This window comes from Xanthomonas sp. F10, from assembly GCF_014206815.1.
In the GTDB taxonomy this organism is placed as follows: Bacteria; Pseudomonadota; Gammaproteobacteria; order Xanthomonadales; family Xanthomonadaceae; genus Xanthomonas_A; species Xanthomonas_A indica.
The window spans coordinates 288,151-310,800 of sequence record NZ_JACHNP010000001.1 but is presented as its reverse complement, the minus strand read 5'-3'; the positions used below and the strand labels follow the sequence as shown (position 1 = coordinate 310,800).

The 22,650-nt window shown below is 69.3% G+C and carries 22 protein-coding genes; 11 read left to right on the top strand and 11 right to left on the bottom strand.

Annotation, left to right across the window (positions count from 1 at the left end; all coding sequences use genetic code 11):
* Window positions 1-54 precede the first annotated feature (54 nt).
* The 4 genes from rfbB to rfbD are packed head-to-tail and all read left to right on the top strand — an operon-like array spanning window position 55 to window position 3,521.
* Window positions 55-1,110: a dTDP-glucose 4,6-dehydratase gene (rfbB, locus tag FHR56_RS01325; protein ID WP_160948141.1), complete on the top strand. Its 1,056-nt coding sequence runs from the start codon at window positions 55-57 to the stop codon at window positions 1,108-1,110.
* 58 nt (window positions 1,111-1,168) lie between these two features.
* Entirely contained in the window at window positions 1,169-2,056 is an 888-nt protein-coding gene (rfbA, locus tag FHR56_RS01320) for a glucose-1-phosphate thymidylyltransferase RfbA (protein ID WP_160948140.1), read from the top strand.
* Window positions 2,053-2,610, top strand: a complete 558-nt coding sequence (gene rfbC, locus FHR56_RS01315) for a dTDP-4-dehydrorhamnose 3,5-epimerase (RefSeq protein WP_019797144.1) — start codon at window positions 2,053-2,055, stop codon at window positions 2,608-2,610. Before rfbA ends, rfbC begins: the two co-directional genes overlap by 4 nt.
* Window positions 2,607-3,521: a dTDP-4-dehydrorhamnose reductase gene (rfbD, locus tag FHR56_RS01310; RefSeq protein WP_152246372.1), complete on the top strand. Its 915-nt coding sequence runs from the start codon at window positions 2,607-2,609 to the stop codon at window positions 3,519-3,521. The genes rfbC and rfbD overlap by 4 nt, the downstream gene beginning before the upstream one ends.
* Before the next feature lie 83 nt (window positions 3,522-3,604).
* Here rfbD and FHR56_RS01305 read toward each other — a convergent pair whose 3' ends face one another.
* Window positions 3,605-5,008 carry a mannose-1-phosphate guanylyltransferase/mannose-6-phosphate isomerase gene (locus FHR56_RS01305; RefSeq protein WP_160948139.1) on the bottom strand — a complete coding sequence of 468 codons (1,404 nt, stop codon included), beginning with the start codon at window positions 5,006-5,008 and terminating at the stop codon, window positions 3,605-3,607.
* Window positions 5,009-5,051: 43 nt separating this feature from the next.
* On the bottom strand, window positions 5,052-6,398 hold the full coding sequence (locus FHR56_RS01300; RefSeq protein ID WP_160948138.1) for a phosphomannomutase: 1,347 nt from the start codon (window positions 6,396-6,398) through the stop codon (window positions 5,052-5,054).
* Window positions 6,399-6,531: 133 nt separating this feature from the next.
* Between FHR56_RS01300 and FHR56_RS01295 the strand changes: the two genes are divergently transcribed.
* Window positions 6,532-7,269: a CoA transferase subunit A gene (locus tag FHR56_RS01295; protein ID WP_160948137.1), complete on the top strand. Its 738-nt coding sequence runs from the start codon at window positions 6,532-6,534 to the stop codon at window positions 7,267-7,269.
* Between the two features lies 1 nt (window position 7,270).
* Window positions 7,271-7,903 (top strand): CoA transferase subunit B, encoded by a 633-nt coding sequence (locus FHR56_RS01290; RefSeq protein ID WP_160948136.1) that lies wholly within the window; start codon window positions 7,271-7,273, stop codon window positions 7,901-7,903.
* Window positions 7,904-7,921: 18 nt separating this feature from the next.
* Here the strand turns inward: FHR56_RS01290 and FHR56_RS01285 are convergent, their stop codons facing one another.
* Together FHR56_RS01285 and FHR56_RS01280 are read right to left on the bottom strand one after the other, a co-directional pair.
* Window positions 7,922-9,988 carry a glycoside hydrolase family 99-like domain-containing protein gene (locus tag FHR56_RS01285; protein WP_160948135.1) on the bottom strand — a complete coding sequence of 689 codons (2,067 nt, stop codon included), beginning with the start codon at window positions 9,986-9,988 and terminating at the stop codon, window positions 7,922-7,924.
* The gene (locus FHR56_RS01280; RefSeq protein ID WP_160948134.1) at window positions 9,985-11,628 is read right to left on the bottom strand and encodes an electron transfer flavoprotein-ubiquinone oxidoreductase; all 1,644 of its coding nucleotides are present in this window, start codon (window positions 11,626-11,628) and stop codon (window positions 9,985-9,987) included. Before FHR56_RS01280 ends, FHR56_RS01285 begins: the two co-directional genes overlap by 4 nt.
* Window positions 11,629-11,741: 113 nt before the next feature.
* Between FHR56_RS01280 and FHR56_RS01275 the strand changes: the two genes are divergently transcribed.
* Window positions 11,742-12,317, top strand: a complete 576-nt coding sequence (locus tag FHR56_RS01275) for an alpha-ketoglutarate-dependent dioxygenase AlkB (protein WP_160948133.1) — start codon at window positions 11,742-11,744, stop codon at window positions 12,315-12,317.
* A 306-nt stretch (window positions 12,318-12,623) separates the two neighbouring features.
* Here the strand turns inward: FHR56_RS01275 and FHR56_RS01270 are convergent, their stop codons facing one another.
* From FHR56_RS01270 to FHR56_RS01255, 4 genes are all read right to left on the bottom strand, one after another.
* Window positions 12,624-13,298, bottom strand: a complete 675-nt coding sequence (locus FHR56_RS01270; protein WP_160948132.1) for an ABC-type transport auxiliary lipoprotein family protein — start codon at window positions 13,296-13,298, stop codon at window positions 12,624-12,626.
* Window positions 13,295-14,221 (bottom strand): MlaD family protein, encoded by a 927-nt coding sequence (locus FHR56_RS01265; RefSeq protein WP_019797240.1) that lies wholly within the window; start codon window positions 14,219-14,221, stop codon window positions 13,295-13,297. The genes FHR56_RS01270 and FHR56_RS01265 overlap by 4 nt, the downstream gene beginning before the upstream one ends.
* 4 nt (window positions 14,222-14,225) lie before the next feature.
* Window positions 14,226-15,047, bottom strand: coding sequence for an ABC transporter ATP-binding protein (locus FHR56_RS01260; RefSeq protein ID WP_048491594.1), 822 nt, complete (start codon window positions 15,045-15,047; stop codon window positions 14,226-14,228).
* 76 nt (window positions 15,048-15,123) lie between these two features.
* Entirely contained in the window at window positions 15,124-16,236 is a 1,113-nt protein-coding gene (locus FHR56_RS01255; RefSeq protein WP_160948131.1) for an ABC transporter permease, read from the bottom strand.
* Between the two features lie 99 nt (window positions 16,237-16,335).
* On the opposite strand from FHR56_RS01255, the gene FHR56_RS01250 reads away from it, so the two are divergent.
* Window positions 16,336-17,595 carry a threonine/serine exporter family protein gene (locus tag FHR56_RS01250; protein ID WP_160948130.1) on the top strand — a complete coding sequence of 420 codons (1,260 nt, stop codon included), beginning with the start codon at window positions 16,336-16,338 and terminating at the stop codon, window positions 17,593-17,595.
* A gap of 61 nt (window positions 17,596-17,656) precedes the next feature.
* Here FHR56_RS01250 and FHR56_RS01245 read toward each other — a convergent pair whose 3' ends face one another.
* From FHR56_RS01245 to FHR56_RS01235, 3 genes are all read right to left on the bottom strand, one after another.
* Entirely contained in the window at window positions 17,657-18,118 is a 462-nt protein-coding gene (locus FHR56_RS01245; protein ID WP_019796932.1) for an H-NS histone family protein, read from the bottom strand.
* 248 nt (window positions 18,119-18,366) lie between these two features.
* Window positions 18,367-20,061 (bottom strand): proline--tRNA ligase, encoded by a 1,695-nt coding sequence (locus tag FHR56_RS01240; RefSeq protein WP_160948129.1) that lies wholly within the window; start codon window positions 20,059-20,061, stop codon window positions 18,367-18,369.
* Between the two features lie 100 nt (window positions 20,062-20,161).
* Window positions 20,162-20,554: a DUF4124 domain-containing protein gene (locus FHR56_RS01235; protein ID WP_160948128.1), complete on the bottom strand. Its 393-nt coding sequence runs from the start codon at window positions 20,552-20,554 to the stop codon at window positions 20,162-20,164.
* Between the two features lie 77 nt (window positions 20,555-20,631).
* Here FHR56_RS01235 and pssA point away from each other — a divergent pair, with 77 nt between their 5' ends.
* From pssA to rimI, 3 genes are read left to right on the top strand one after another with little or no spacing between them, the layout of a single operon-like run.
* Window positions 20,632-21,408: a CDP-diacylglycerol--serine O-phosphatidyltransferase gene (gene pssA / locus FHR56_RS01230; protein WP_019796930.1), complete on the top strand. Its 777-nt coding sequence runs from the start codon at window positions 20,632-20,634 to the stop codon at window positions 21,406-21,408.
* On the top strand, window positions 21,405-21,896 hold the full coding sequence (locus tag FHR56_RS01225; protein WP_160948127.1) for an alanine acetyltransferase: 492 nt from the start codon (window positions 21,405-21,407) through the stop codon (window positions 21,894-21,896). The genes pssA and FHR56_RS01225 overlap by 4 nt, the downstream gene beginning before the upstream one ends.
* The gene (rimI, locus tag FHR56_RS01220; protein WP_017907927.1) at window positions 21,893-22,381 is read left to right on the top strand and encodes a ribosomal protein S18-alanine N-acetyltransferase; all 489 of its coding nucleotides are present in this window, start codon (window positions 21,893-21,895) and stop codon (window positions 22,379-22,381) included. Before FHR56_RS01225 ends, rimI begins: the two co-directional genes overlap by 4 nt.
* The last annotated feature ends 269 nt before the right edge of the window (window positions 22,382-22,650 follow it).

Here is a 22,650-nt window from a genome sequence, read left to right as displayed (position 1 = left end):
CCTGTGCCGTTCGAATAGCGGGCGCCGACGGCGCCGAATCAGGAGAAACACATAGTGGCGACTTGGCTCGTAACCGGCGGCGCCGGTTTCATCGGCGGTAATTTCGTGCTTGAGGCAGTGGCGCGCGGCGTACGCGTGATCAACCTGGACGCGCTGACCTATGCCGGGAACCTGAACACGCTGGCGTCGCTGGGGGGCAATCCCGACCACGTGTTCGTGCACGGGGATATCGGCGACCGCGACCTGGTGGGCCGCCTGCTCACCGAGCACCAGCCTGACGCCGTGGTCAATTTCGCCGCCGAGAGCCACGTGGACCGCTCGATCGACGGTCCTGGCGCCTTCATCCAGACCAATGTGGTCGGCACCCTCGGCCTGCTGGAGTCGGTGCGCGATCACTGGAAGGCGCTGCCGGAGGACCGCCGCGCCGCGTTCCGCTTCCTGCACGTGTCCACCGACGAGGTCTACGGCACCCTGGGCGAGACCGGCAAGTTCAGCGAAACCACGCCGTATGCGCCGAACTCGCCGTACTCGGCGTCCAAGGCCGCGTCCGACCATCTGGTGCGCGCGTTCCACCATACCTATGGCCTGCCGGTGCTGACCACCAACTGCTCCAACAACTACGGCCCGTACCACTTCCCGGAGAAGCTCATCCCGCTGGTGATCGCCAAGGCGCTGGCCGGCGAGCCGCTGCCGGTGTACGGCGACGGCAAGCAGGTGCGCGACTGGCTGTTCGTCGGCGATCACTGCGAGGCGATCCGCACCGTGCTAGCCAAGGGCAAAGTGGGCGAGACCTACAACGTCGGCGGCAACTCGGAGAAACAGAACATCGATGTGGTGCAGGCGATCTGCGCGCTGCTGGACGCGCGGCGTCCGCGCGAAGACGGCAAGCCGCGGGCCAGCCAGATCACCTACGTCGCCGACCGGCCCGGGCACGACCGCCGCTACGCGATCGATGCGTCCAAGCTGAAGAACGAACTGGGCTGGGAGCCGCACTACACCTTCGAACAGGGCATCGCGCTCACCGTTGACTGGTACCTGAGCCATCAGGACTGGGTGCAGGGTGTGCTCGACGGCAGCTACCGGCTGGAAAGGATCGGCACCGCGGCATAACCCGCGTCCCTCGCATGCGTCCGCACCTCCATGTGGGGACGTCCATAGGAAAGACCTCATGACACAACGCAAGGGCATCATTCTCGCTGGCGGCTCCGGCACGCGGCTGTATCCGATCACCAAGGGCGTCAGCAAGCAGCTGCTGCCGGTGTACGACAAGCCGATGATCTACTACCCGCTCAGCGTGCTGATGCTGGCCGGGATCCGCGAGGTGCTGATCATCAACACCCCGCACGAGCAGGCGCTGTTCCAGGCGCTGCTGGGCGATGGCGCGCAGTGGGGCATGGACATCCAGTACGCGGTGCAGCCGAGTCCGGACGGGCTGGCTCAGGCCTATCTGATCGGCCGCGACTTCGTCGCCGGCAAGCCGAGCTGCCTGGTGCTGGGCGACAATATCTTCCACGGCCACGGTCTGACCGAGACCTTGCAGCGTGCCGATGCGCGGGAACAGGGCGCCACCGTGTTCGGCTACTGGGTCAACGACCCCGAGCGCTACGGCGTTGCGGAGTTCGACGCCTCCGGCAAGGTCATCGATATCGAGGAAAAGCCGGCCAAGCCGCGCTCCAACTACGCAGTCACCGGCCTGTATTTCTACGATGGCCAGGCCAGCGACCATGCGGCGGAGCTGAAGCCCTCGCCGCGCGGCGAACTGGAGATCACCGATCTCAACCGCCGTTACCTGGACGCCGGCGCACTGCACCTGGAAGCGCTGGGCCGCGGTTATGCGTGGCTGGACACCGGAACCCACCAGTCGCTGCACGAGGCCTCCAACTTCATCGAGACCATTCAGTCGCGGCAGGGCCTGCAGGTGTGCTGCCCGGAGGAGATCGCTTTCGGGAATGGCTGGATCGATGCGGCGCAGCTGGAGAAACTTGCCGCTCCGCTGCGCAAGAACGCTTACGGCAACTACCTGCATGAACTGGCTGTACGAGGAACCGTTCCGTGAAAGTGATTGAAACCAATCTGCCCGGCTGCGTGGTGATCGAGCCGGCGGTGTTCGGCGACGCGCGTGGCTATTTCTTCGAGACCTGGAACGCTGAGCGTTTCGGCGAGCATGGGCTGCCGACCAAGTTCGTGCAGAGCAATGTCTCCACCTCGGCCAAGGGCGTGCTGCGCGGCCTGCACTATCAGTGGCCGCGGCCGCAGGGCAAGCTGGTCAGCGTGCTGGAGGGCGAGGTGTACGACGTCGCCGTCGACATCCGCCACGGCTCGCCGCATTTCGGCCGCTGGGCCGCGGTGGTGCTGAGCGCGGAGAACAAGAAGCAGTTCTGGATTCCGGAGGGCTTCGCGCACGGGTTTGCCGTGCTGTCGGAGCGGGCGGTGTTCAGCTATCTGTGCACCGACGTATACGTCAAGGAGGCCGACGCCGGCGTGCGCTGGGACGATGCCGCGATCGGCGTGGACTGGCCGATCTCCGAGCCGGTACTGTCGGGCAAGGACGCGGTTGCGCCGTTCCTGGCCGATATCCCGGTCGAGCGCCTGCCGGTCTATCAGCCATGAGCGTGCTGGTCTTCGGCGGCAACGGCCAGGTCGGGCAGGAACTGCTGCGGGCGCTGGCGGGCCAGGGGCCGGTGCTGGCCACCACCCGCAGCGGCCAGTTGCCCGACGGCAGCGCCTGCGAGCGCGCCGACTTCGACCAGCCGCAGACGCTGGGCGCGCTGCTGGACCGGCTGCGGCCGACGGCGGTGGTCAACGCCGCGGCCTACACCGCGGTCGATCGCGCCGAGCAGGACGCCGAGGCGGCGCACCGCGCCAATGCCGAGTCGCCGGCGGCGATCGCCGCCTGGTGCGCGGCGCACGGCGTGCCGCTGGTGCATTACTCCACCGATTACGTGTTCGACGGCCAGGGCACCCAGCCCTATCCCGAGGACGCGCCAACCGCGCCGCTGGGCGTGTACGGTGCGACCAAGCTGGCTGGCGAGGAGGCGATCCGCGCATCCGCTGCGCAGCATCTGATCTTCCGCACCGCCTGGGTCTACGCCGCGCACGGGCACAATTTTTTGCGCACCATGCTGCGGGTGGGAGCCGATCGCGACGAACTCAAGGTGGTCGCCGACCAGGTCGGCACGCCGACGCCTGCGGCGCTGATCGCCGATGTCACCGCGCGCGTGCTGGCCCAGCGCGCGACGCTGCCGTCCGGCACCTGGCATCTGACCGCGGCCGGCGAGACCACCTGGCACGGCTTCGCCGAAGCGATCTTCGCCGAGGCGGTGGCGGTGGGCCTGTTGCCGCGCGCGCCGCGGGTGTTGCCGATCACCACCGCGGAGTATCCGACCCCGGCCAAGCGCCCGGCGTATTCGCGCCTGGACGTGTCGCGCCTGCAGCGCGATTTCGCGCTGGAACTGCCGCAGTGGCGCGATGGCCTGCGCCAGGTGATCGGCGAACTCGCTGCGGCAACGCCGACCGCCTGATCCGCCGTACGCGGCAGAACGCCACGCAGCAAAAAAAGAGCCGGGCAGTGCCCGGCTCTTTGTTTCTGCGGCGGACGCCGAACTCAGGTGCGCCCGTAGGTGTCCTCGAAGCGCACGATGTCGTCCTCGCCTAGATAACTGCCCGACTGCACTTCGATCAGCTCCAGCGGCAGCTTGCCCGGGTTCTTCAGGCGATGCGTCACGCCGAGCGGGATGTAGGTGCTCTGGTTCTCGGTGAGCAGCAGCACTTCCTCGCCACGCGTGACCTCGGCGGTGCCGCTGACCACGATCCAGTGCTCGGCACGGTGGTGATGCATCTGCAGGCTCAGCGTGGCGCCGGGCTTGACCGTGATGCGCTTGACCTGGAAGCGCTGGCCGTTGTCGATCGAATCGTAGGCGCCCCACGGGCGGTACACCTTGCGGTGCCAGGTGGCTTCGGAGCGGCCGTTGGCCTTGATCCTGCCGACGATGTCCTTCACTTCCTGGATGCGTTCGCGGTGACCGACCAGCACCGCGTCGTCTGTTTCCACCACCACCACGTCCTGCAGGCCCACCATCGCGATCAGGCGCGAGCCGTAGGCGTAGGTGTTGCGGCAATCGATCTCGATCACGTCGCCGTGGTGCGCGTTGCCGTTGGCGTCCTGCGGCGACACGTCCAGCAGCGCCGACCACGAACCGACGTCGCTCCACTTCGCGTCCAGCGGCACCACCACCGCGTCGGCGGTCTTCTCCATCACCGCGTAGTCGATGGAATCGGAGGGGCTGGCGGCGAACGCCTCCTTGTCCAGACGGGTGAAGTCGGCATCGCGCTTGGCCGATTGCCAGGCCTTGGTGCAGGCATCGGCGATGGCGGGCTGGAACTTGCGCAGCTCCTCCAGGTAGCGCGAGGCGCGGAACAGGAACATGCCGCTGTTCCAGTAGTACTCGCCAGAGGCCAGGTAGCTTTTCGCGGTCGCCAGGTCGGGCTTTTCGACGAAGCGCTCGACCGCGCGCGCGCCGTCGCCGGCCGCCGCCTTGATGTAGCCGTAGCCGGTTTCCGGTGCGGTCGGCTTGATCCCGAACGTCACCAGCTTGCCTTGCTCGGCCGCCACGGCGGCCACGCGCACCGCGGCCTGGAAGGCGGCTTCGTCGCCGATCACGTGATCGGAGGGCAGGACCAGCAACAGCGGATCGGCGCCGTCGCGGGAGGCCTCCAGCGCCGCCACGGCGATCGCCGGGGCGGTGTTGCGACCCTTGGGTTCGAGCAGGATGGCGTGCGGCTTTACGCCTATCTGCTGCAACTGCTCGGCCGCGACGAAGCGATGTTCTTCGTTGGCGACCACGATCGGCGCATGCGCGGCGACCGGAGCCGCGCGCTGCCAGGTGGCCTGCAGCATGCTCTGCTCGCCGACCAGCGGCAGGAACTGCTTCGGATACGACTCGCGCGACAGCGGCCACAGCCGCGTGCCGGAACCGCCGGACAGGATGATGGGAAGGACGTCGCTCATGGGCGGGGGAACTCCATAGTGCGTCTAGGGGGAGGGAGTTGGATCAGCCGCGCAGCAGCTCGGAAATCTCCTGCGTCCGCTGTTCCAGCAGGGCCGCATCGCCGCGGGTTTCCACGTTCAGGCGCAGCAGCGGTTCGGTGTTGGAACTGCGCAGGTTGAAACGCCAATCAGCGAATTCGGCGCTGACGCCGTCGGTGTAATCCAGCGCCGGCGCGTGCGAAGCGAAGTGCTCCATCACCCGCGCCACCGCCGCCTTGGCGTCGGCGACCTTGAAGTTTATCTCGCCGCTGCACGGGAACTTGCGCATGCGCGCCTCGACCAGGTCGGCCAGCGAGCGGCCGGACTGCGACACCAACTCGGCGATCAGCAGCCACGGGATCATGCCCGAGTCGGCATAGGCGAACTCGCGGAAATAGTGGTGCGCGCTCATCTCGCCGCCGTACACGGCGTTCTCGCTGCGCATCTTCTCCTTGATGAAGGCGTGGCCGCTCTTGCACAGCACCGGGATGCCGCCGGCCTCCTCGACCTGTTCGATCGTGTTCCAGGTCAGGCGCGGGTCGTGCACGACCTTGCCACCCGGCTGCTTGGCCAGGATCGCCTGCGCCAGCAGGCCCACCAGGTAGTAGCCCTCGATGAAGCGGCCATCGGCATCGAAGAAGAAGCAGCGATCGAAATCGCCATCCCAGGCGATGCCGAAGTCGGCGCCGTGCTGCTTGACCGCGTTGGCGGTGGCGGCGCGGTTCTCGGGCAGCAGCGGGTTGGGAATGCCGTTGGGGAAGTGGCCGTCCGGCTCGTGGAAGACGCGCACGAACTCGAACGGCAGGTGCGGTGCGAGCAGGTCGATGATGGCGCCGGCGCCGCCGTTGCCGGCGTTGACCACCAGCTTCAGCGGCTTGAGCGTGGCGCGGTCCACGTAGCTGAGCAGGTGCTCGATGTAGGCGCTCTTGTCCGGACGGTGATGCTCGGCGGCGGTCGGGTCAGCGGCCGGCGCGGTATCGGCGGCGACGGTGTCGCGGATCGCGAACAGGCCGGTATCGGAGCTGATCGGGCGCGCGTTCTCGCGCACCAGCTTCATGCCGTTGTAGTCCATCGGGTTGTGGCTGGCGGTGACCATCACGCCGCCGGCCGCCTGCAGGTGGTCGGTCTGGAAATACACTTCCTCGGTGCCGCACAGGCCGATGTCGATGACCTCGCGGCCGCTGGCGCGCAGGCCCGCCGACAGCGCCGCCTGCAGTGCCGGGCTGGCCAGGCGCACATCGTGGCCGACCACCACCGGACCGCTGTCCAACTGCCCCGCCAGCGCCACGCCGATGCGGCGCGCCAAGTCCTCGTTCAGTTCGTCGGGAACGCGACCGCGGATGTCGTAGGCCTTGAATGCGGGAAGCGACATGGAAGAGGGTCCTAGTTGGGGGAAACCCGAGTGTAACGTTACGGCGCTTAATCGGTCGTTGCGGCGGTGCGGCGGGGGTCGCAGTCCCCGAGCGGCTAAACTAGCTGTCTACATTCCAATGCGGAGCTGGCGAATGGGCGACACCTCTACCCCTGCGGGCGGGCGGCGCGGCAAGCTTTTCCCCGATGCGGCCACGGCGCTGGCCGACGTGGTGGCGGACGGCCAGACCCTGGCGGTCGGCGGGTTCGGCCTGTGCGGCATCCCCGAGGCCTTGATCGCCGCCTTGCGCGACAGCGGCGTCGGCGGCCTCACCGTGATCTCCAACAATGCCGGTGTCGATGGCTTCGGCCTGGGCCAGCTGCTGGCGACGCGGCAGATCCGCAAGATGATTTCGTCCTATGTCGGCGAGAACAAGGAGTTCGAACGCCAGTACCTGGCCGGCGAACTGGAACTGGAATTCAACCCGCAGGGCACCCTGGCCGAACGCCTGCGCGCTGGTGGCGCCGGCATTCCCGCGTTCTTCACCGCCACCGGCTACGGCACGGTGGTGGCCGAGGGCAAGGAGACCCGCGAATTCGACGGCAAGCACTACGTGCTGGAGACCGCGTTGCGCGCCGACGTGGCCCTGGTCAAGGCATGGAAGGCCGATGCCGCGGGCAACCTGGTGTTCCGCAAGACCGCGCGCAACTTCAATCCGGCCTGTGCGATGGCCGGCAAGCTCTGCATCGCCGAGGTCGAGCAGGTGGTGGAGACCGGCAGCCTGGATCCGGACCAGGTGCACCTGCCGGGCATCTACGTCGACCGCATCGTGCACAACCCGCATCCCGAAAAACGCATCGAACAGCGCACCCTGCGCCAGAAGGACGCCTGACATGGCCTGGACCCGCGACGACATGGCGCAGCGCGCCGCCCGCGAACTCACCGACGGCGCCTACGTGAACCTGGGCATCGGTCTGCCGACCCTGGTCGCCAACCACATTCCCGAAGGCGTGGACGTGTGGCTGCAGTCCGAGAACGGCCTGCTCGGCATCGGCCCGTTCCCGAGCGAGGACGAGGTCGACGCCGACCTGATCAACGCCGGCAAGCAGACCGTCACCGCCCGCGCCGGCGCCAGCTACTTCGGCAGCCACGACTCCTTCGCGATGATCCGTGGCGGCCACATCGACCTGGCCATCCTCGGCGCGATGCAGGTCAGCGCGCAGGGCGACCTGGCCAACTGGATGGTGCCCGGCAAGATGGTCAAGGGCATGGGCGGAGCGATGGACCTGGTGGCCGGGGTCAAGCGCGTGGTCGTGCTGATGGAACACGTGGCCAAGGACGGCAGCCACAAGATCCTGCCCGCCTGCGACCTCCCGCTGACCGGCGTCGGCGTGGTCGACCGCATCATCACCGACCTGGCCGTATTCGACGTCACCGACAGCGGCCTGGTGCTGGTGGAAACCGCCGAGGGCGTGGACGAGGCCGAGCTGGTCGCCAAGACCGGCGTGCCGTTCCGGCGCGCGTAAGCGCTGCGTCGGCGCCGTTCAGGCGCTGCGCTGCGCGTAGGCGTAGTCGCTGGCTGCTGGTGGTGGCTGACCGAGCAGCTCGGCCACGGTGGCCACTCGGTATCCGGCGCGCTCGGCCAATGGCGCCGCCAGTCGCTCCACCGCGTGCGCCAGGGTGGCGTCGAGTTGCCCTTGCTCCGCCTCGAATTCCGACGGGCACAGGCCGCTGTCCAGCAGCGGCCGCAACGCGTCCAGGCGCGCCCAGAACATGCTGCCTGAGATGAATTGCGCCTGCGCCAGGCGCGCGTCGCTGTGGCCGGTGCGGCGCAGCAGATAGTCGGCGGCCGCGCGGTTGCCGCCCCAGAATTCGGTCAACGGCAGCAGGTGGCCTTCGGGCGCGACCAGGCCAAGCGCAGGATCCTGCGCGAAGGCTTCGAGCACGCGCGCGGCACGGTCGGCGCCGGCCAGGCGTTGCAGCAGTTCGCTGCGCCAGGCATCGCCGTTGTGCAGATGGGTGCTGCGCTTGGTGTGCAGCTTCAGCACCACGTCCACGCCCTCGCGCAGCAGCCGCTCGGCCGCGTGCAGGAACGGCAGGATGTCGCGGCCACGGTTCTCCAGCGCCATCACCTCGGACGGGAAGGTGCAGCCGCGCAGGTGCGCGCGCACCGCATCGGCCTGCTCGGGCGAGGTGGTGACCAGCAGGCGCCACGGCAGGGCGCTCGTGGCCAGGTGCGCCAGCAGTTCCGGCAGCACGTCCGGATACCACGCGTGGATGATCGCGTGCGGCGTCGCCTCGCGCGCCGGCAGCGGCGTCAGCGCACGGCGGGTGGCGTCGAGATAGGCATGGCCCAGCCGCGCATCCGGTTCCAGCACGGCGCCTTCCGCCCACTCGTTCCAGGCGTTGACGAACACCAGGCGCTGCTCGACGCGGCGGCTCTGCAGCCGGGTGTGGATGGTGGTGCGCAACCAGTCCTCGTAGCCGCGCGGCGAGGCGTGCAGATAGACGCGGCCGGCGCCGGGGCGGCGCGCTTCGTTGTCCCAGCCCGGATTGACGCCCGGATACAGCAGGTAGTCGGGCAGCGGGCGCGCGGCGATCTCCGCGGCCAGGGCGCGCCAATCCAGCACGGCGCCGCTGTAGTCGGGATTGAGCAGCTGCTGGTCGGCGGCCAGCGAGCGCGGATTGCTCATGTTCGGCGGAAATTCGACTGCTGCGTCGAAGCCGATGTCGCGCGGGTCCGGCCGCTCGAAGCCCTGCACATAGGCCAGGTGCAGTTCGCCGATGCCGTGCTCCCGGCACCAGTCGCGCCAGCGCGTGGCGGTGGCCTGCGGATCCGGCAGCAGGTGCGGGCGATATACCAGCAGCATCGGCCGGCCGTCCACGCGCAGGCAACGCGGGTCGCGCAGGTAGTCGGCAACGTGCGCGATGAAGTCCAGGTCGTCCTGCGCGCTGTGCGCCTGCGCCATCAGCACGTCGTCGCCGCGGCCGTCCCAGCGCCGCGACCATTGCTCGTTGGCCCAGCACAGGCAGAACGGCAACTCCAGCGTGGGATCGTCCAGCCACTGCCGCAGCGGCGTCTCCAGCAGGGTCTTGCCGCCGAACCAGTAGAAGTAGAAGCAGAACGCGCCGACGCCGTACTGCTTCGCCAGGGCGACCTGCTGACGCATGCTGTGCGGATTGCGCAGGTCGTAGAAGCCCAGGTCGGCTGGCAGGCGTGGCTGCACGTGTCCTTCGAATTGCGGCAGCGCGCGGGTGACGTTGCGCCATTCGGTGAAGCCGCTGCCCCACCAGGCATCGTTCTCCGGGATCGGATGGAACTGCGGCAGGTAGAACGCCACCACGGTGGCCGGCAGCGGCGAGGGCAACGGTATCTGCTGCGAAGGCACGTATCCGATCGCACGCTCGTCGGCGCGCGCGCGCAGCCGGCGTTCGCCGTGTCCGGCGGCGGCGCGGCCACGCGGCGGTGGCGGCACCAGGTCCGCATGGCGATCGAGGAAGCGCGCGCGCAGGCGGTCGCGCTGCGCCGGCGACAGCGGCAGGGCGCGGAAGCCGGCACGCAGAGTGAGGTACAGCGCGGTCTTCAGGCGCGCGGGCAGGCCTGCGCTCACAGGTTCTGGTAATTCGGCCCGGAGCCGCCTTCCGGTGTCACCCAGTCGATGATCGCGTAGGGATCCTTGATGTCGCAGGTCTTGCAGTGCACGCAGTTGGCGGCATTGATCTGCAGGCGCTTGCCGGCCGCGTCGTCGACGATCTCGTACACCGCCGCCGGGCAGAAGCGCGTGCAGGGGTTGCCGTATTCCTCGGTGCAGCGGGTCACGCAGATCTGCGGATCGAGCACGTGCAGGTGCACCGGCTGATCCTCGTCGTGCTCGGTGGCGGCGAAGTACACGCCCTGCAGGCGGTCGCGCGGGGCCAGCTCGCGCTGCACGTAGTCGCGCTTGGGCTGCTCGTGCTCGCCCAGCCGGTCCAGGCTCTTCCAGTCGGCGCCGACCTTCAGCGTCCACGGCGAGGCGCCCTTGACCAGGGTCTCCCAGGAGCCGTTGAGCAGGCCGAACCACAGGCCCTTCTTGAAGCCGGGCTTGATGTTGCGCACCTGGCGCAGCTCAGCCATCACCTCCGAACCGCGCAGGCGCGCGTCGAAGCCGGCCGGGTCGAGCGCGGCGCCGGCGGCGAGGTGTTCGGCGGCGAGCATGCCGCTGCGGATCGCCTGGTGCGTGCCCTTGATCTTGGGCACGTTGAGCAGGCCGGCGGTGTCGCCGATCAGCAGTGCGCCGGGCATCTCCACCTTGGGCAGCGACTGCCAGCCGCCGCTGGCGATGGCGCGGGCGCCGGCCGAGAGGATGCTGCCGCCTTCCAGCAGCGACTTCATCATCGGGTGGTTCTTCCACTGCTGGAAGGCTTCCCACGGCCGGTACTCGGGATCGCGATAGTCCAGGCCGCTGACGTAGCCCAGCGCCACCTGGTTGTTCTCCAGGTGGTACAGGAAGCTGCCGCCATAGGTCTTGCTGTCGGCCGGCCAGCCCAGGGTGTGCACGATCTTGCCGGGGCTGACGCGGCCCTCGGGCAACTGCCACAACTCCTTGATGCCGATCGAGAACGCCTGCGGATCGTGGCCGGCGTCGAGCGCGAAGCGCGCGATCAGGCGCTTGGTCAGATGCCCGCGCGCGCCTTCGGCAAGCACCGTGACCTTGGCGCGGATGTCGATGCCGGCGGTGTAGCCAGGCTTGTGCGATCCGTCCTTGGCCACGCCCATGTCGCCGATGCGCACGCCCAGCACGGTGCCGTCCTCGGCGTGCAGGGTTTCGGCGGCGGCGAAGCCGGGGTAGATCTCCACGCCCAGCGCTTCGGCCTGCGGCGCCAGCCAGGCACACATGGCGCCGAGGCTGACGATGAAGTTGCCGTGGTTGCGCATGCCCGGCGGCACCATGGGGAACTTGTGCCCGCCGTCCTTGCTCAGGTACCAGAACTCGTCCTCGGCCGCGGGAACGCAGATCGGCGGCGGATTGTCGCGCCAGCCCGGCAGCAGCGCATCCAGCGGCGCCGGTTCGATCACCGCGCCGGACAGGATGTGCGCGCCGATGGTGCTGGCCTTCTCGATCACGCAGACCGAGATGTCGGGGTTGAGCTGCTTGAGCCGGATCGCGAACGCCAACCCGGCCGGGCCCGCGCCGACGGTGACGACGTCGTACTCCATGACGTCGCGCTCCACTGGCTCCGGCGCATTGGCGCCGCCCTCGGTTCCCGTCATCTGCTCCGCTCCCGTTGGCTCGTTCTGGCTGCCTGCATTTTCAGGGTTTGCGCGTGAAGGGGCAAATTCCGCACGCTGGCGTATGGTGGCGGCAGGCATGCTAGCGTGGCGCGATGGAACTGGACCTGCCCGGCGCCGATGTGCGCTGGTACCCCGAATGGCTGGACCCGACGGCGGCGGCGGCGCTGTGCGCGCAGTTGCTGCGCGAGGTGCCGTGGGAGGTGCACCGGATCCGCCTGTTCGGCAAGCTGGTCGATTCGCCGCGGCTGAGCTGCTGGATCGGCGATGCCGACGCCAGCTATCGCTATTCCGGCACCCGCTTCGCGCCGCATCCGTGGCCGGCGGCGCTGCGGCCGCTGCGCGCACGGCTGGAGGCCGAGACCGGGGTGGCCTTCAACAGCGTGCTCGCCAACCGCTACCGCGCCGGCCGTGATGCCATGGGCTGGCACAGCGACGACGAGCGCGAACTCGGCCCGGCCCCGGTGATCGCCTCGCTGAGCCTGGGCGCGACCCGCCGCTTCGTGCTGCGCCATCGCCAGCAGCCGGCGCTGCGCCAGGCGCTGGAACTGACCTCCGGCGGGCTGCTGCTGATGGCGGGCGAGACCCAGCGCCTGTACCGGCACGCCCTGCCGCGCACCGCCAGGCCGGTCGGCGAGCGGATCAACCTGACGTTTCGCCGGATCGTCTAGTGCCCACCCTTCTCCCACCGGGAGAAGGTGCCCCGTAGGGGCGGATGAGGGTCGGGTGGCTAGGGATGTGTCTGGAGGAGATGGCTCCTTGGCCGCCGTACCCTCACCCCCGACCCCTCTCCCGGTGGGAGAGGGGAGCACAGCGCTCATGCGGTGGGACGGATGGGCTGTCCCTTCTCCCTCCGGGAGAAGGTGCCCCGTAGGGGCGGATGAGGGTCGGGTGGCCAGGGATGTGTCTGGAGAAGATGGCTCCCTGGCCGCCGTACCCTCACCCCCAGCCCCTCTCCCGGCGGGAGAGGGGAGCCTTCAGCGCCGCGGCGGCTTGGGGCTGGCCGGCGGCGGCACGCTGGGCGCCAGCGCGGTCGCCGCGTCGGCCTGGCCCTGTTGCAGGGTCCAGCCGACCACGTCGTGGCCGAGTTGCGACATGGCCTGGCCGAAGGCGTCGACCACCTGCGATTCGGCGGTGCCGGCGGCAGGCTGGGTCACCAGGAAGGTGCGCGAGGCGACCACGCGCTGGTCGGCGCTGTACAGCAGCTTGGCATTGAGTTCGATGGTCGCCGACGGCACCGTGCGCCCGGCGTAGTCCGATTCGAAGCGGCGCAGGTCCAGCAGCAGCTTGTAGTCGGCGCGGATGCCGGTGCCGAGCCGGGCCACGCCCGGGATGCGGCCGGAATCCTCGAACGCGCGCAGCAGCATGTCCTCGAGCATGTCGGTGGCCGGCTGCGCCCAGCTGACGCCGCCGTACACCTGCAGTTCGTCCGGGGTCGGGCGCACCGCGATGCGCGCACTGTCGACCACGCGCGCGGCGTTGGGCTTGGTCAGCGCCAGTTGCCAGCGCACCTGCGGCCAGGCCGGGTCCGCGGTCACCCGCACGTCCGGCGCGTAGATCGTCACCGGCTCCTTGTTGCCGCCGGTCAGCGAACAGCCGGCCAGCAGCAGGGCCGGCACGGCGAGCAGGAGGAAGGCGCGCATCGGCTTCATTTGGGTTTGAACTCCTTCGGGGCGTCGCGGCCGAGCAGGTAGCGCGCGGGGTTGTTGTCCAGGCGGTCGCTGACCCGGCGCAGGTCGCGGATCAGGCCGCGCAGTTCGGTCAGGGTCGGGCCGAGCTGGCCGAGACCGTCGTTGGCGAAGCTGTTGATCGCCGAGCGGTTCTCGCCAAGGATCTTGTCGGCATTGCCCGCGGCCGAATCCAGCTTGCTCAGCGTGTCCTCCAGCTTGTCCAGGATCGGCGGCAGCTGCTGCACCAGATTCTGGTCCAGGCGCTGGATGGTGCCGTTGGTGGTCTTGAGCGTGGTGTCCAGATTGCGCGCGGCGTCGCGCGCGCTGACGATCAGCGACTGCATGCCCTGGTCGCGGTCGGCCAGGCCGCCGCTGATCGTCTCCAGGTTGTGCAGGGTCGCGGTGATGCTGGCGACGTTGCGGTCGCTGAGGACCTCGTCCAGGCGCTCGACGATGCGGTTGGCGGTGTCGGTGATGTTCTGTAGCGCCGAGGGCGTGGTCTGGATGATCGGCGCATCGCTGTTGTCGATCGAGGTCAGCGTCGGCGCTTCCGGCGTGCCGCCGGAGAGCTGGATGATCGACGGGCCGGTCAGGCTGGTGATGCCCAGCTTGGCGCGGGTGTCGCTCTTGATCGGCGTGGTCGAGTTGACCCGGATCCGCGCCACCACCTGGCGCGGGTCGTTCGGCGCCAGGGTCAGCTCGGTGATCGACCCCACCGCGATGCCGTTGTACTGCACCGGGCTGCCGACCGACAGACCGGTCACCGCCTCGCGGAACACCACGCGGTATTCCTGCCAGGTGCGGTCGGAGGAGTACTTGGCGGCCCAGAGTCCGAACAGCAGCAGCGCGATCCCCACCACGATGGTGAAGGCGCCGATCAGCACGTAATTGGCTTTGGTTTCCATGGGCTCAGGGGGTCTCGGTCCAGGCGGTCTTGGCATCGCGCGCGGCGCGGGCGCGCGGGCCGTGGAAATACTCTTGGATCCACGGATGGTCCACTTGCTCGATCTCGGCCAGCGGCGCGTTAGCGATGACCTTGCGGTCGGCCAGCACCGCCACGCGGTCGCAGATAGCGTACAAGGTGTCCAGATCGTGGGTGATGAGGAACACGGTCAGGCCCAGCGCTTCCTGCAGGGTGCGGATCAACCGGTCGAAGGCGGCCGCGCCGATCGGGTCCAGGCCGGCGGTGGGTTCGTCCAGGAACAGCAGCGGCGGGTCCAGCGCCAGCGCGCGTGCCAGCCCGGCGCGCTTGCGCATGCCGCCGGACAGCTGCGAGGGCAGCTTGTTCAATGCATCGGCGGGCAGGCCGGCCAGCTTCACCTTGAGCAGCGCCAGTTCGTAATGCCAGCTGTCGGGCAATTCGCCGAAATGCTCCTTCAGCGGCACCTGCACGTTCTCGCCGACGGTCAGCGAGGAGAACAGCGCGCCGTCCTGGAACAGCACCCCGGTGTTGCGCTCCACGTGCAGGCGATCGGCGCGGCGGCCGGAATCGGTATCCACGCCGAGCACCTGGATCTTGCCGGCATCGGGGTCGCGCAGGCCGAGGATGGTGCGCATCAACACCGACTTGCCGGTGCCCGAGCCGCCGACCACGCCGAGAATCTCGCCGCGGCGCACGTCCAGGTCCAGGTCCTCGTGCACGGTCTGGCTGCCGAAGCGATTGACCAGGCCACGCACCGAGATGGCGAGTTCTTGCTCGGGATTCGGGAGTGGGGATTCGGGATTGGTCAAGGCAACAGCTCCCGCACGGGCGCGCAGCGCCCGGCTTCAACCAAACCCCAATCCCGAATTCCGAATCCCGGCTCCATCACCACCCCATGTTCATGAACCACAGCGCGGCGATCGCGTCGATGATGATCACCAGCGAGATCGTCTGCACCACGCTGGAGGTGGTGCGCTCGCCGACGGACTGCGCGGTGCCTTCCACGCGCAGCCCCTCCAGGCAGCCGATCAGGCCGATCACGATGGCGAAGATCGGCGCCTTGGACAGGCCGACCAGCATGTGCCGGATCTGGATGGTGTCGTGCATGCGCGCCAGATACATCTGCGGCGGGATGCCCAGGTCGAAGGCGCCGACGGTGACGCCGCCGGCCAGACCGGCGATCATCGCCACGAAGGTCAGCAGCGGCAGCATCAGCAGCAGCGCCACCAGCCGCGGGATCACCAGCAGGTCCATCGGGTCCAGGCCCAGGGTCTGGATCGCGTCGACCTCTTCGCGCGCCTTCATCGCGCCGATCTGCGCGGTGAAGGCGCTGGCGGTGCGTCCGGCCAGCACGATCGCGGTCAGCAGCACCGCGAACTCGCGCAGGAAGGCGATGCTGACCAGCTCCACCACATAGATCTCGGCGCCGAAGTCGCGCAGGATGGTCGAGCCGAGGAAGGCGATCACCGCGCCGACCAGGTAGGACAGCAGCGCCACCAGCGGCACCGCGTCCAGGCCGACCTGCTCCATGTGGTGCACGGTGGCGGTCAGGCGGAACCGGCGCGGCGCGTGCAGCAAGCGCAGCAGCTTGACCAGGGTCTCGCCGAGGAAGCCGACCAGGGCGACGATTTCCTTGCCGTTGCGGTGTACCGCGTAGCCCAGGCGCTCCAGCGCCGCGGCGAAGCCGTAGTCGCGCTTGCGCTTGGGTCGGTCGTCGGCGACGTCCTCGATGGTCGAGACCAGCGCACGGTGGTCCTGGCGGAAATCCAGCGCCTCGTGGGCGATGCCGTTGCGCGTGGCGTAGCGCATCAACTGCAGCACCCCGGCCGAATCCAGCTGGGCGATGCCGCTGGCGTCGATGCCGGTGGTGCCGGCCGGCATGCCGCGCAGCGCTTCCGAGGAGGCCAGGGCAGTGGCCAGGGTCCAACTGCCGGTCAGCCGCACCCGCGAGGGGTCTCGGTCGTCCTGGCTGAGTTTGGGCGGTTGCGGTTCGATCATGGGGGCGTCCGGTGCGCGAGCATACCTGTTTCGCCCGTGTTGCAGATGTGGTGATCGCGACGGGTGGCCGGGCGCGGCGTTCGCGCCATACTAGCCGACATGCCCGCCGCTCCCACCGTCAGCCCCTCCGCCACCGCGACCTACGCGCAGCGCATCGCCTTCGTCTCCGACATCGCCGGGCGACTGCACACCTACGGCACCACCGCGCAGCGGCTGGAGGCGGCGGTGGTGGCGCTGGCGCAGCAACTGGACCTGGACTGCGAGCCCTGGTCCAACCCGACCGGGCTGATCCTCAGCTTCAGCGACCCGACCAAGGCGATCGGCTCCAGCGACATCACCCGCGTGGTGCGGCTGGCGCCGGGCGACAACGACCTGCACAAGCTCAGCGTCGCCGACCGCATCGCCGACGACGTGGCCAGCGGGCGCATGAGCGTGGCACAGGGCCACACGGCGCTGCGCCAGTTGGACCAGCCGCCGGGACCGCGCTGGATCGCGATGCAGGTGCTCGGCTTCGGTCTGGCCGCGGCCGGCGTGGCCGGGCTGTGGCGCCTGCCGTGGCTGGACATCGCCACCGCCACCGCGATCGGCCTGCTGATCGGCGTGCTCACCCAGCTCACCGACAAGCGCCCGGCCACCAAGGAGGCCAACGACGCGCTGGCGGCGCTGCTGGCCGGTTTCGTCGCGACCCTGGTGGCCAGTTTCGTGGCGCCGCTGAACCTCAATACGGTGATCATCGCCTCGCTGGTGGTACTGCTGCCGGGTATGGCGCTGACCAATGCGGTCAACGAACTGACCAGCCAGCACTGGGTTTCGGGCACGGCACGCTTCGCCGGTGCGGTCACCACCATCGTCAAACTGACCGTCGGCGCGGTCATCGCGGTGACCCTGGCGCAACTGCTCGGCCTGGAGCCGATGGTGCGCGCGTCGCGGCCGCAACACGGCTGGGTGGAATGGGCCTCGCTGCTGGTGGCCGCCTATGCGTTCGCGCTGCTGTTCAAGGCCAGCGGTCGCGATTATCCGTTCGTGATGGCCGCTTCGGTGGCCGGCTATACGATCGCGCGCTTCGCCGGCGACGCCTGGGGCAGCCCGGTCGGCATCTTCCTGTCGGCGATGGTGCTGACCGCGGCCGGCAATCTGTTCGGGCGCATCGTGCAGCGGCCGGGGGCGCTGGTGCGGCTGCCGGGCATCATCATGCTGGTGCCCGGCAGTGCCAGCCTGCGCGGGTTGCTGACCCTGGTCCAGCAGCAGGACGTGCTCGGCGGACAATCGGCGCTGCTGACGGTGACCAATATCGTGATGGCGCTGGTCGCCGGCCTGTTGTTCGGCAACCTGCTGGTGCCGGCGCGCAAGAATCTTTGAATCCGGTAATAAAAAACGCCGGCAGGCGCCGGCGTTTTTCGTTGGTATTCCCGTTACCGGATCAGGCCTTCGGCGCGGCGCTCTTGCTGGCCTTCTTGGCGACGCGCTTGACCGCCTTCCTGGCGGTTTTCTTGGCCGGTGCGGCGGACTTGGCAGCGCCGCCGGCGATCAGGAAATCCTCGACCTTCTTGCCCTTGGCGACCAGATCGGCCAGCCAGCGCGGCTGCTTGCCACGGCCGGTCCAGGTTTCGGCGGCATTGGCGGGATTGCGGTATTTCGGCGGCACCTTGCCCAGTTTGCGGCCCGGCTTCGGGCCCGGCTTGCCGGCCTTGCGGCCGCGTGCGGCGGGAGCGCCGCCGAAGACTTCCTCGATGCTGTAGCCGTGGCTCTTGGCCAGACGGGTCAACTGGGTGCGGACCTTGGCGATGGGAGTGCGCTTGGCGACGATGGACTGCTGCTTCTTGGCGGTCTTGATGAGGGCGCCCAATTGCTTGGCCGACAGGCCGCTGAGATCGATGGTCATCTTTACTCCGGAAAATGGGTGGTGGCCTTTCGCCATTCCCTGGCAGCGCAGAATCATAATGATGCCGAATCGGCTTGACAAATATCCGGCTTATTCGCGTCCGGGTATCTGCGAACGCAATCCCCTGGAATATGTCCTTATGGATTCATGCCGGACGTATTCAATTGCGGCGATACCCTGTCGGTGTCGCCCATGCGGCGTGATGGCGGCGTAAAGAAAAAGGGCCGGGATATCCCCCGGCCCTTTCGTCATGCCTGCAATCGGGCCAGCAAGGTGGCGCGATCCAGGTGTTCGGCATCGCCGCCGCTGCGCGCGCGATATTCGAAGGTGCCGGCGGCCAACCCCCGTTCCGAAACCACCACCCGGTGCGGAACGCCGATCAGTTCTATATCGGCGAACATCGCCCCGGGGCGCAGGCCGCGGTCGTCCAGCACCGCATCCAGCCCGGCCTGCTGCAGTTCCGCCAGCAACGCCTCGCCGGCGGCGTCCACCGCCGGGTCGCGCTTGGGATTGATCACGCACACCGCCACCGTCCACGGCGCCATCGGCTGCGGCCAGCGAATGCCGGCGTCGTCGTGGTTCTGTTCGATCGCCGCGGCGACGATGCGGGAAATGCCGATGCCGTAGCAGCCCATCGCCAGCGTCACGGTCTTGCCGTTCTCGTCCACCACGGTCGCATCCAGTGCCTGCGCATACTGGCGGCCGAGCTGGAACACATGGCCGACCTCGATGCCGCGGGCCAGGCGGATCTCGCCGCCGTCGTGGGCGCGTTCGCCCTCGACCACGTTGCGCAGGTCGGCGACGGCGTCCGGTTCCGGCAGGTCGCGGCCCCAGTTGACCCCGGCCAGGTGGAAGCCGGGTTCGTTGGCGCCGACCACGAAGTCGGCCAGCGCCGCCACGTCGCGGTCGGCGACCACGCGGATCGGCTGGCGCGGGCCCAGCGGGCCGAGGAAGCCCGGTTCGCTGCCCAGGTGCTCGCGGATCTCGGCCTCGTTGGCCATGCGGTAACCGGCCAGGCCGGCGACCTTGCCCAGCTTGATCTCGTTGACCGTGTGATCGCCGCGCACCAGCGCCAGCACGAAGGTCTCGCCGGCCATCACCGCCACCGACTTGACCGTGCGCTGCAGCGGGATGCCGAGCAACTCGGCCACCGCCTCGCAGGTCTTCTGGGTGGGCGTGGCGACCTTGCGCAGTGCCTCGCCCGCCGCCGCGCGCGGCGCCGGCGCCGCGGCGATCGCGGCCTCGACGTTGGCCGCGTAGTCCGAGCCGGTGGAGAACGCCAGCGAATCCTCGCCGGAGGCGGCCAGCACGTGGAATTCCTGCGAGGCGTCGCCGCCGATGTCGCCGGAATCGGCCTGCACCGCGCGGAACTGCAGCCCCAGGCGGGTGAAGATGCGGGTGTAGGCCGCCTTCATGTTCTCGTATTCGCGCGCCAGGTCCTCGTCGCTGAGGTGGAACGAGTAGGCGTCCTTCATCAGGAACTCGCGCGCACGCATCACCCCGAAGCGCGGGCGGATCTCGTCGCGGAACTTGGTCTGGATCTGGTAGAAGTTGACCGGCAGCTGCTTGTAGCTGCTCAGCTCCTGCCGCGCGAAATCGGCGGCGGCCTCTTCGGCGGTCGGGCTGTAGCAGTAGTCCTGTTCCTTGCGGTCCTGCATGCGCAGCATCAGCCCGCCGAACTTGCTCCAGCGCCCGGTGGCGTCCCACAGCTCGCGCGGCTGGATGGTCGGGAACAGCACTTCCACCGCGCCGGCGCGGTTCATTTCCTCGCGCACCACCGTTTCCACCTTGCGCAGCACGCGCAGGCCCAGCGGCGACCAGGTGTACAGGCCGGAGGCGAGCTTGCGGATCATGCCCGCGCGCAGCATCAGCTGGTGGCTGACCAGTTCGGCGTCGGCCGGGGTTTCCTTGGTGGTGTGCAGGTGGAACTGGGAAAGGCGCATCGAGGGGCTTCGCAGACGGCGGGTTGCCCATTTTGCCAGTCATTGCCGGCGCTGCGGGCATCGCCCGCGGCCGGCCCGGCGTGTTCGGGGTGCGTTCGGGTTACTTGGCGGGTGCGGCCGCCGGGGTGCAGTAGGCCTTGATCGCGGCCTCGGCCAGGGCCTTCTGCGAGGCGCGCTGGGATTCGTCCAGTTCCCCGTCCGGCTTGCCGTCGCCATCGCTGTCGGTGGTGATCTTGCCGGGCTTGTTGAGGATGTCCAGGTTCTTGCGCGCGGTCAGGCACTGGCCGTTCTCGGCCGGGGCCGCCGCGGGCGTCTCGGCCGGGGCGTCGCCGCGGGTGTCGACCTTGCGGACCTGGTATTTGCCGCCGGCGGGCGGGGTCTCGGCATAGTGGGTGACGCCCTGCGCGTCCTTCCATTGGTACAGGGTGGTGGCGCCGAGCAGGCCGCTGACGGCGAGCAGGGGCAGGCAGCAAAGCCGGGGCAGGACGCGCATCTCGGTCTCCAGGGCGCGGCGGGAGCGCCGATTGCAGCACCCGCCGACGGGCCTGGCAAGTCGATTAGACTGACGGGATGGACCCATCCCGACCGCCCCCCCGTTCGCGCACCATCTACCTGCTGCCGAACCTGTTCACCACCGCCGGCCTGTTCTCCGGTTTCTACGCCATCATCGCCGCCGCCAACGGCCAGTTCGTGCACGCCAGCGTGGCGGTGTTCGTGGCCGCGGTGATGGACGGGCTGGACGGGCGCGTGGCGCGGCTGACCGGCACCAGCAGCGAATTCGGCGTGCAGTACGACTCGCTGGCCGACCTGGTCAGCTTCGGCATGGCGCCGGCGCTGGTGATGTACCACTGGTCGCTGTCGGCGCTGAAGTTCGACGGCAGCATGCTGGGCCGGGTCGGCTGGTCGGCGGCGTTCCTGTACGCGGCCTGCGCCGCGCTGCGGCTGGCCCGCTTCAATACCCAGGTCGGCACGGTCGACAAGCGCTGGTTCGTGGGCCTCGCCAGCCCGGCCGCGGCGGGCCTGATGATGGCCTTCGTGTGGTCCTTCGCCGACGGCTCGCTGGGCTGGGACGGCGAACAGCTGCGCTATGTGGCCCTGGGCCTGACCGTGACCGCGGCGCTGCTGATGGTCAGCCGCATCCGTTTCTGGAGCTTCAAGGGCAGCGGCGAGAAGGGCCCGCGCACCGACCGGGTGCCGTTCCTGATGCTGGTGCTGGCGCCGATCGTGCTGGCGGTGCTGGTCATCGACCTGGCGCGGGCGCTGCTGGCGATCGGCGTGCTGTACGCGCTGTCCGGGCCGTGCCTGTGGCTGTGGCGGCGCTGGCGCAGGGTGCCGGACGCGGCATGAGCGAGCACGCGTCCGGACATGCGCCGTTGTGGTCGGCCGAGCAGGTCGGCTGGCTGCAGGCGCTCGGCCACACCGTCTACGTGGACGCCGCGGCCGTGGTCGAGCCCGAGCCCGCCCCGTCGCCGGCGATCGAGCCGGCGGCGCCGGTGCAGCGGTCGGCAGCGGGATCGGCGCCGCCGCGGGGAGGCTACGCCGACGCGCCGGCCACCGAGGCGCCGGAGCGACGTCGCGCCTCCGCGCCGCCGGCACCGACGGTGCAGCCGGACGCGGTGAGAGCGGCGCCCGCGGCAGGGGCGCGCCGGGTCGGGCTGCGCCTGCCCGACCGCCTGCAGATCGCCCTGCTGCGGGCCTCCGGCCTCAATCCCAACGATCCGGCCACGCAAGCGCTGATGGCGACCTGGCCGCTGGACGAACTGCGCGGCAATGCCGCGGCCAAGCGCGCGCTGTGGCCGCAGCTGCGCGCGCTGCGCAAGCGGGTGCCGCGATGAGCGCGCTCGGCTCGGCATCGGCGCCGACGGCCACGCTGCGTGCCTTGCGCGAGGCCGATCTGGATGCGGTGATGGAGATCGAGCGCCGCGCCTATCCGTTCCCCTGGACCCGCGGCATCTTCCGCGACTGCCTGCAGGCCGGCTATCCGGGCTGGGTGCTGGTGGAGGAGGGCACGATCGTCGGCTACGGGGTGATCAGCGTCGCCGCCGACGAGGCGCACATCCTCAACGTCTGCGTGGCGCCGGAGCGGCAGTCGCGCGGCTACGGCCGGCTGCTGCTGCGCGCGCTGATCAAGTACGGCGTCGACCTCGGCGCGCGCCGGGTGTTCCTGGAAGTGCGCCCGTCCAATCCCAACGCGATCGCCCTGTACCACAGCGAAGGCTTCAACGAGATCGGCCGGCGCCCGCGCTACTACCCGGCCGCGAACGGCCGCGAGGACGCGCTGGTGATGGCGATCGAGCTGTTCTTCGACGGCATGTCCTGAGATCCCTGCGCGTCCGCCGCGGGCGACGTGCGGTCCATTCGTGCGCTGCTGTCGCTTGTGTGCGGACAGCGTCGGCGCACGCGGCCGATGAGGGGATGGTGGATGGCGCTGGCCTGTGCCCGGGCGGCGCAACGGCACTGCGCCGCGTGCCACACCCCATGATCTGAGCGATCCCGCTGCAGGCGGTCGGCGGTGGTGCCGGCCGGCAGCGCGTTCGCTGCGGTGATCGCGCATGCGTGCCGCGCGTCGCTGGGCAAGGCCCGGCGTGC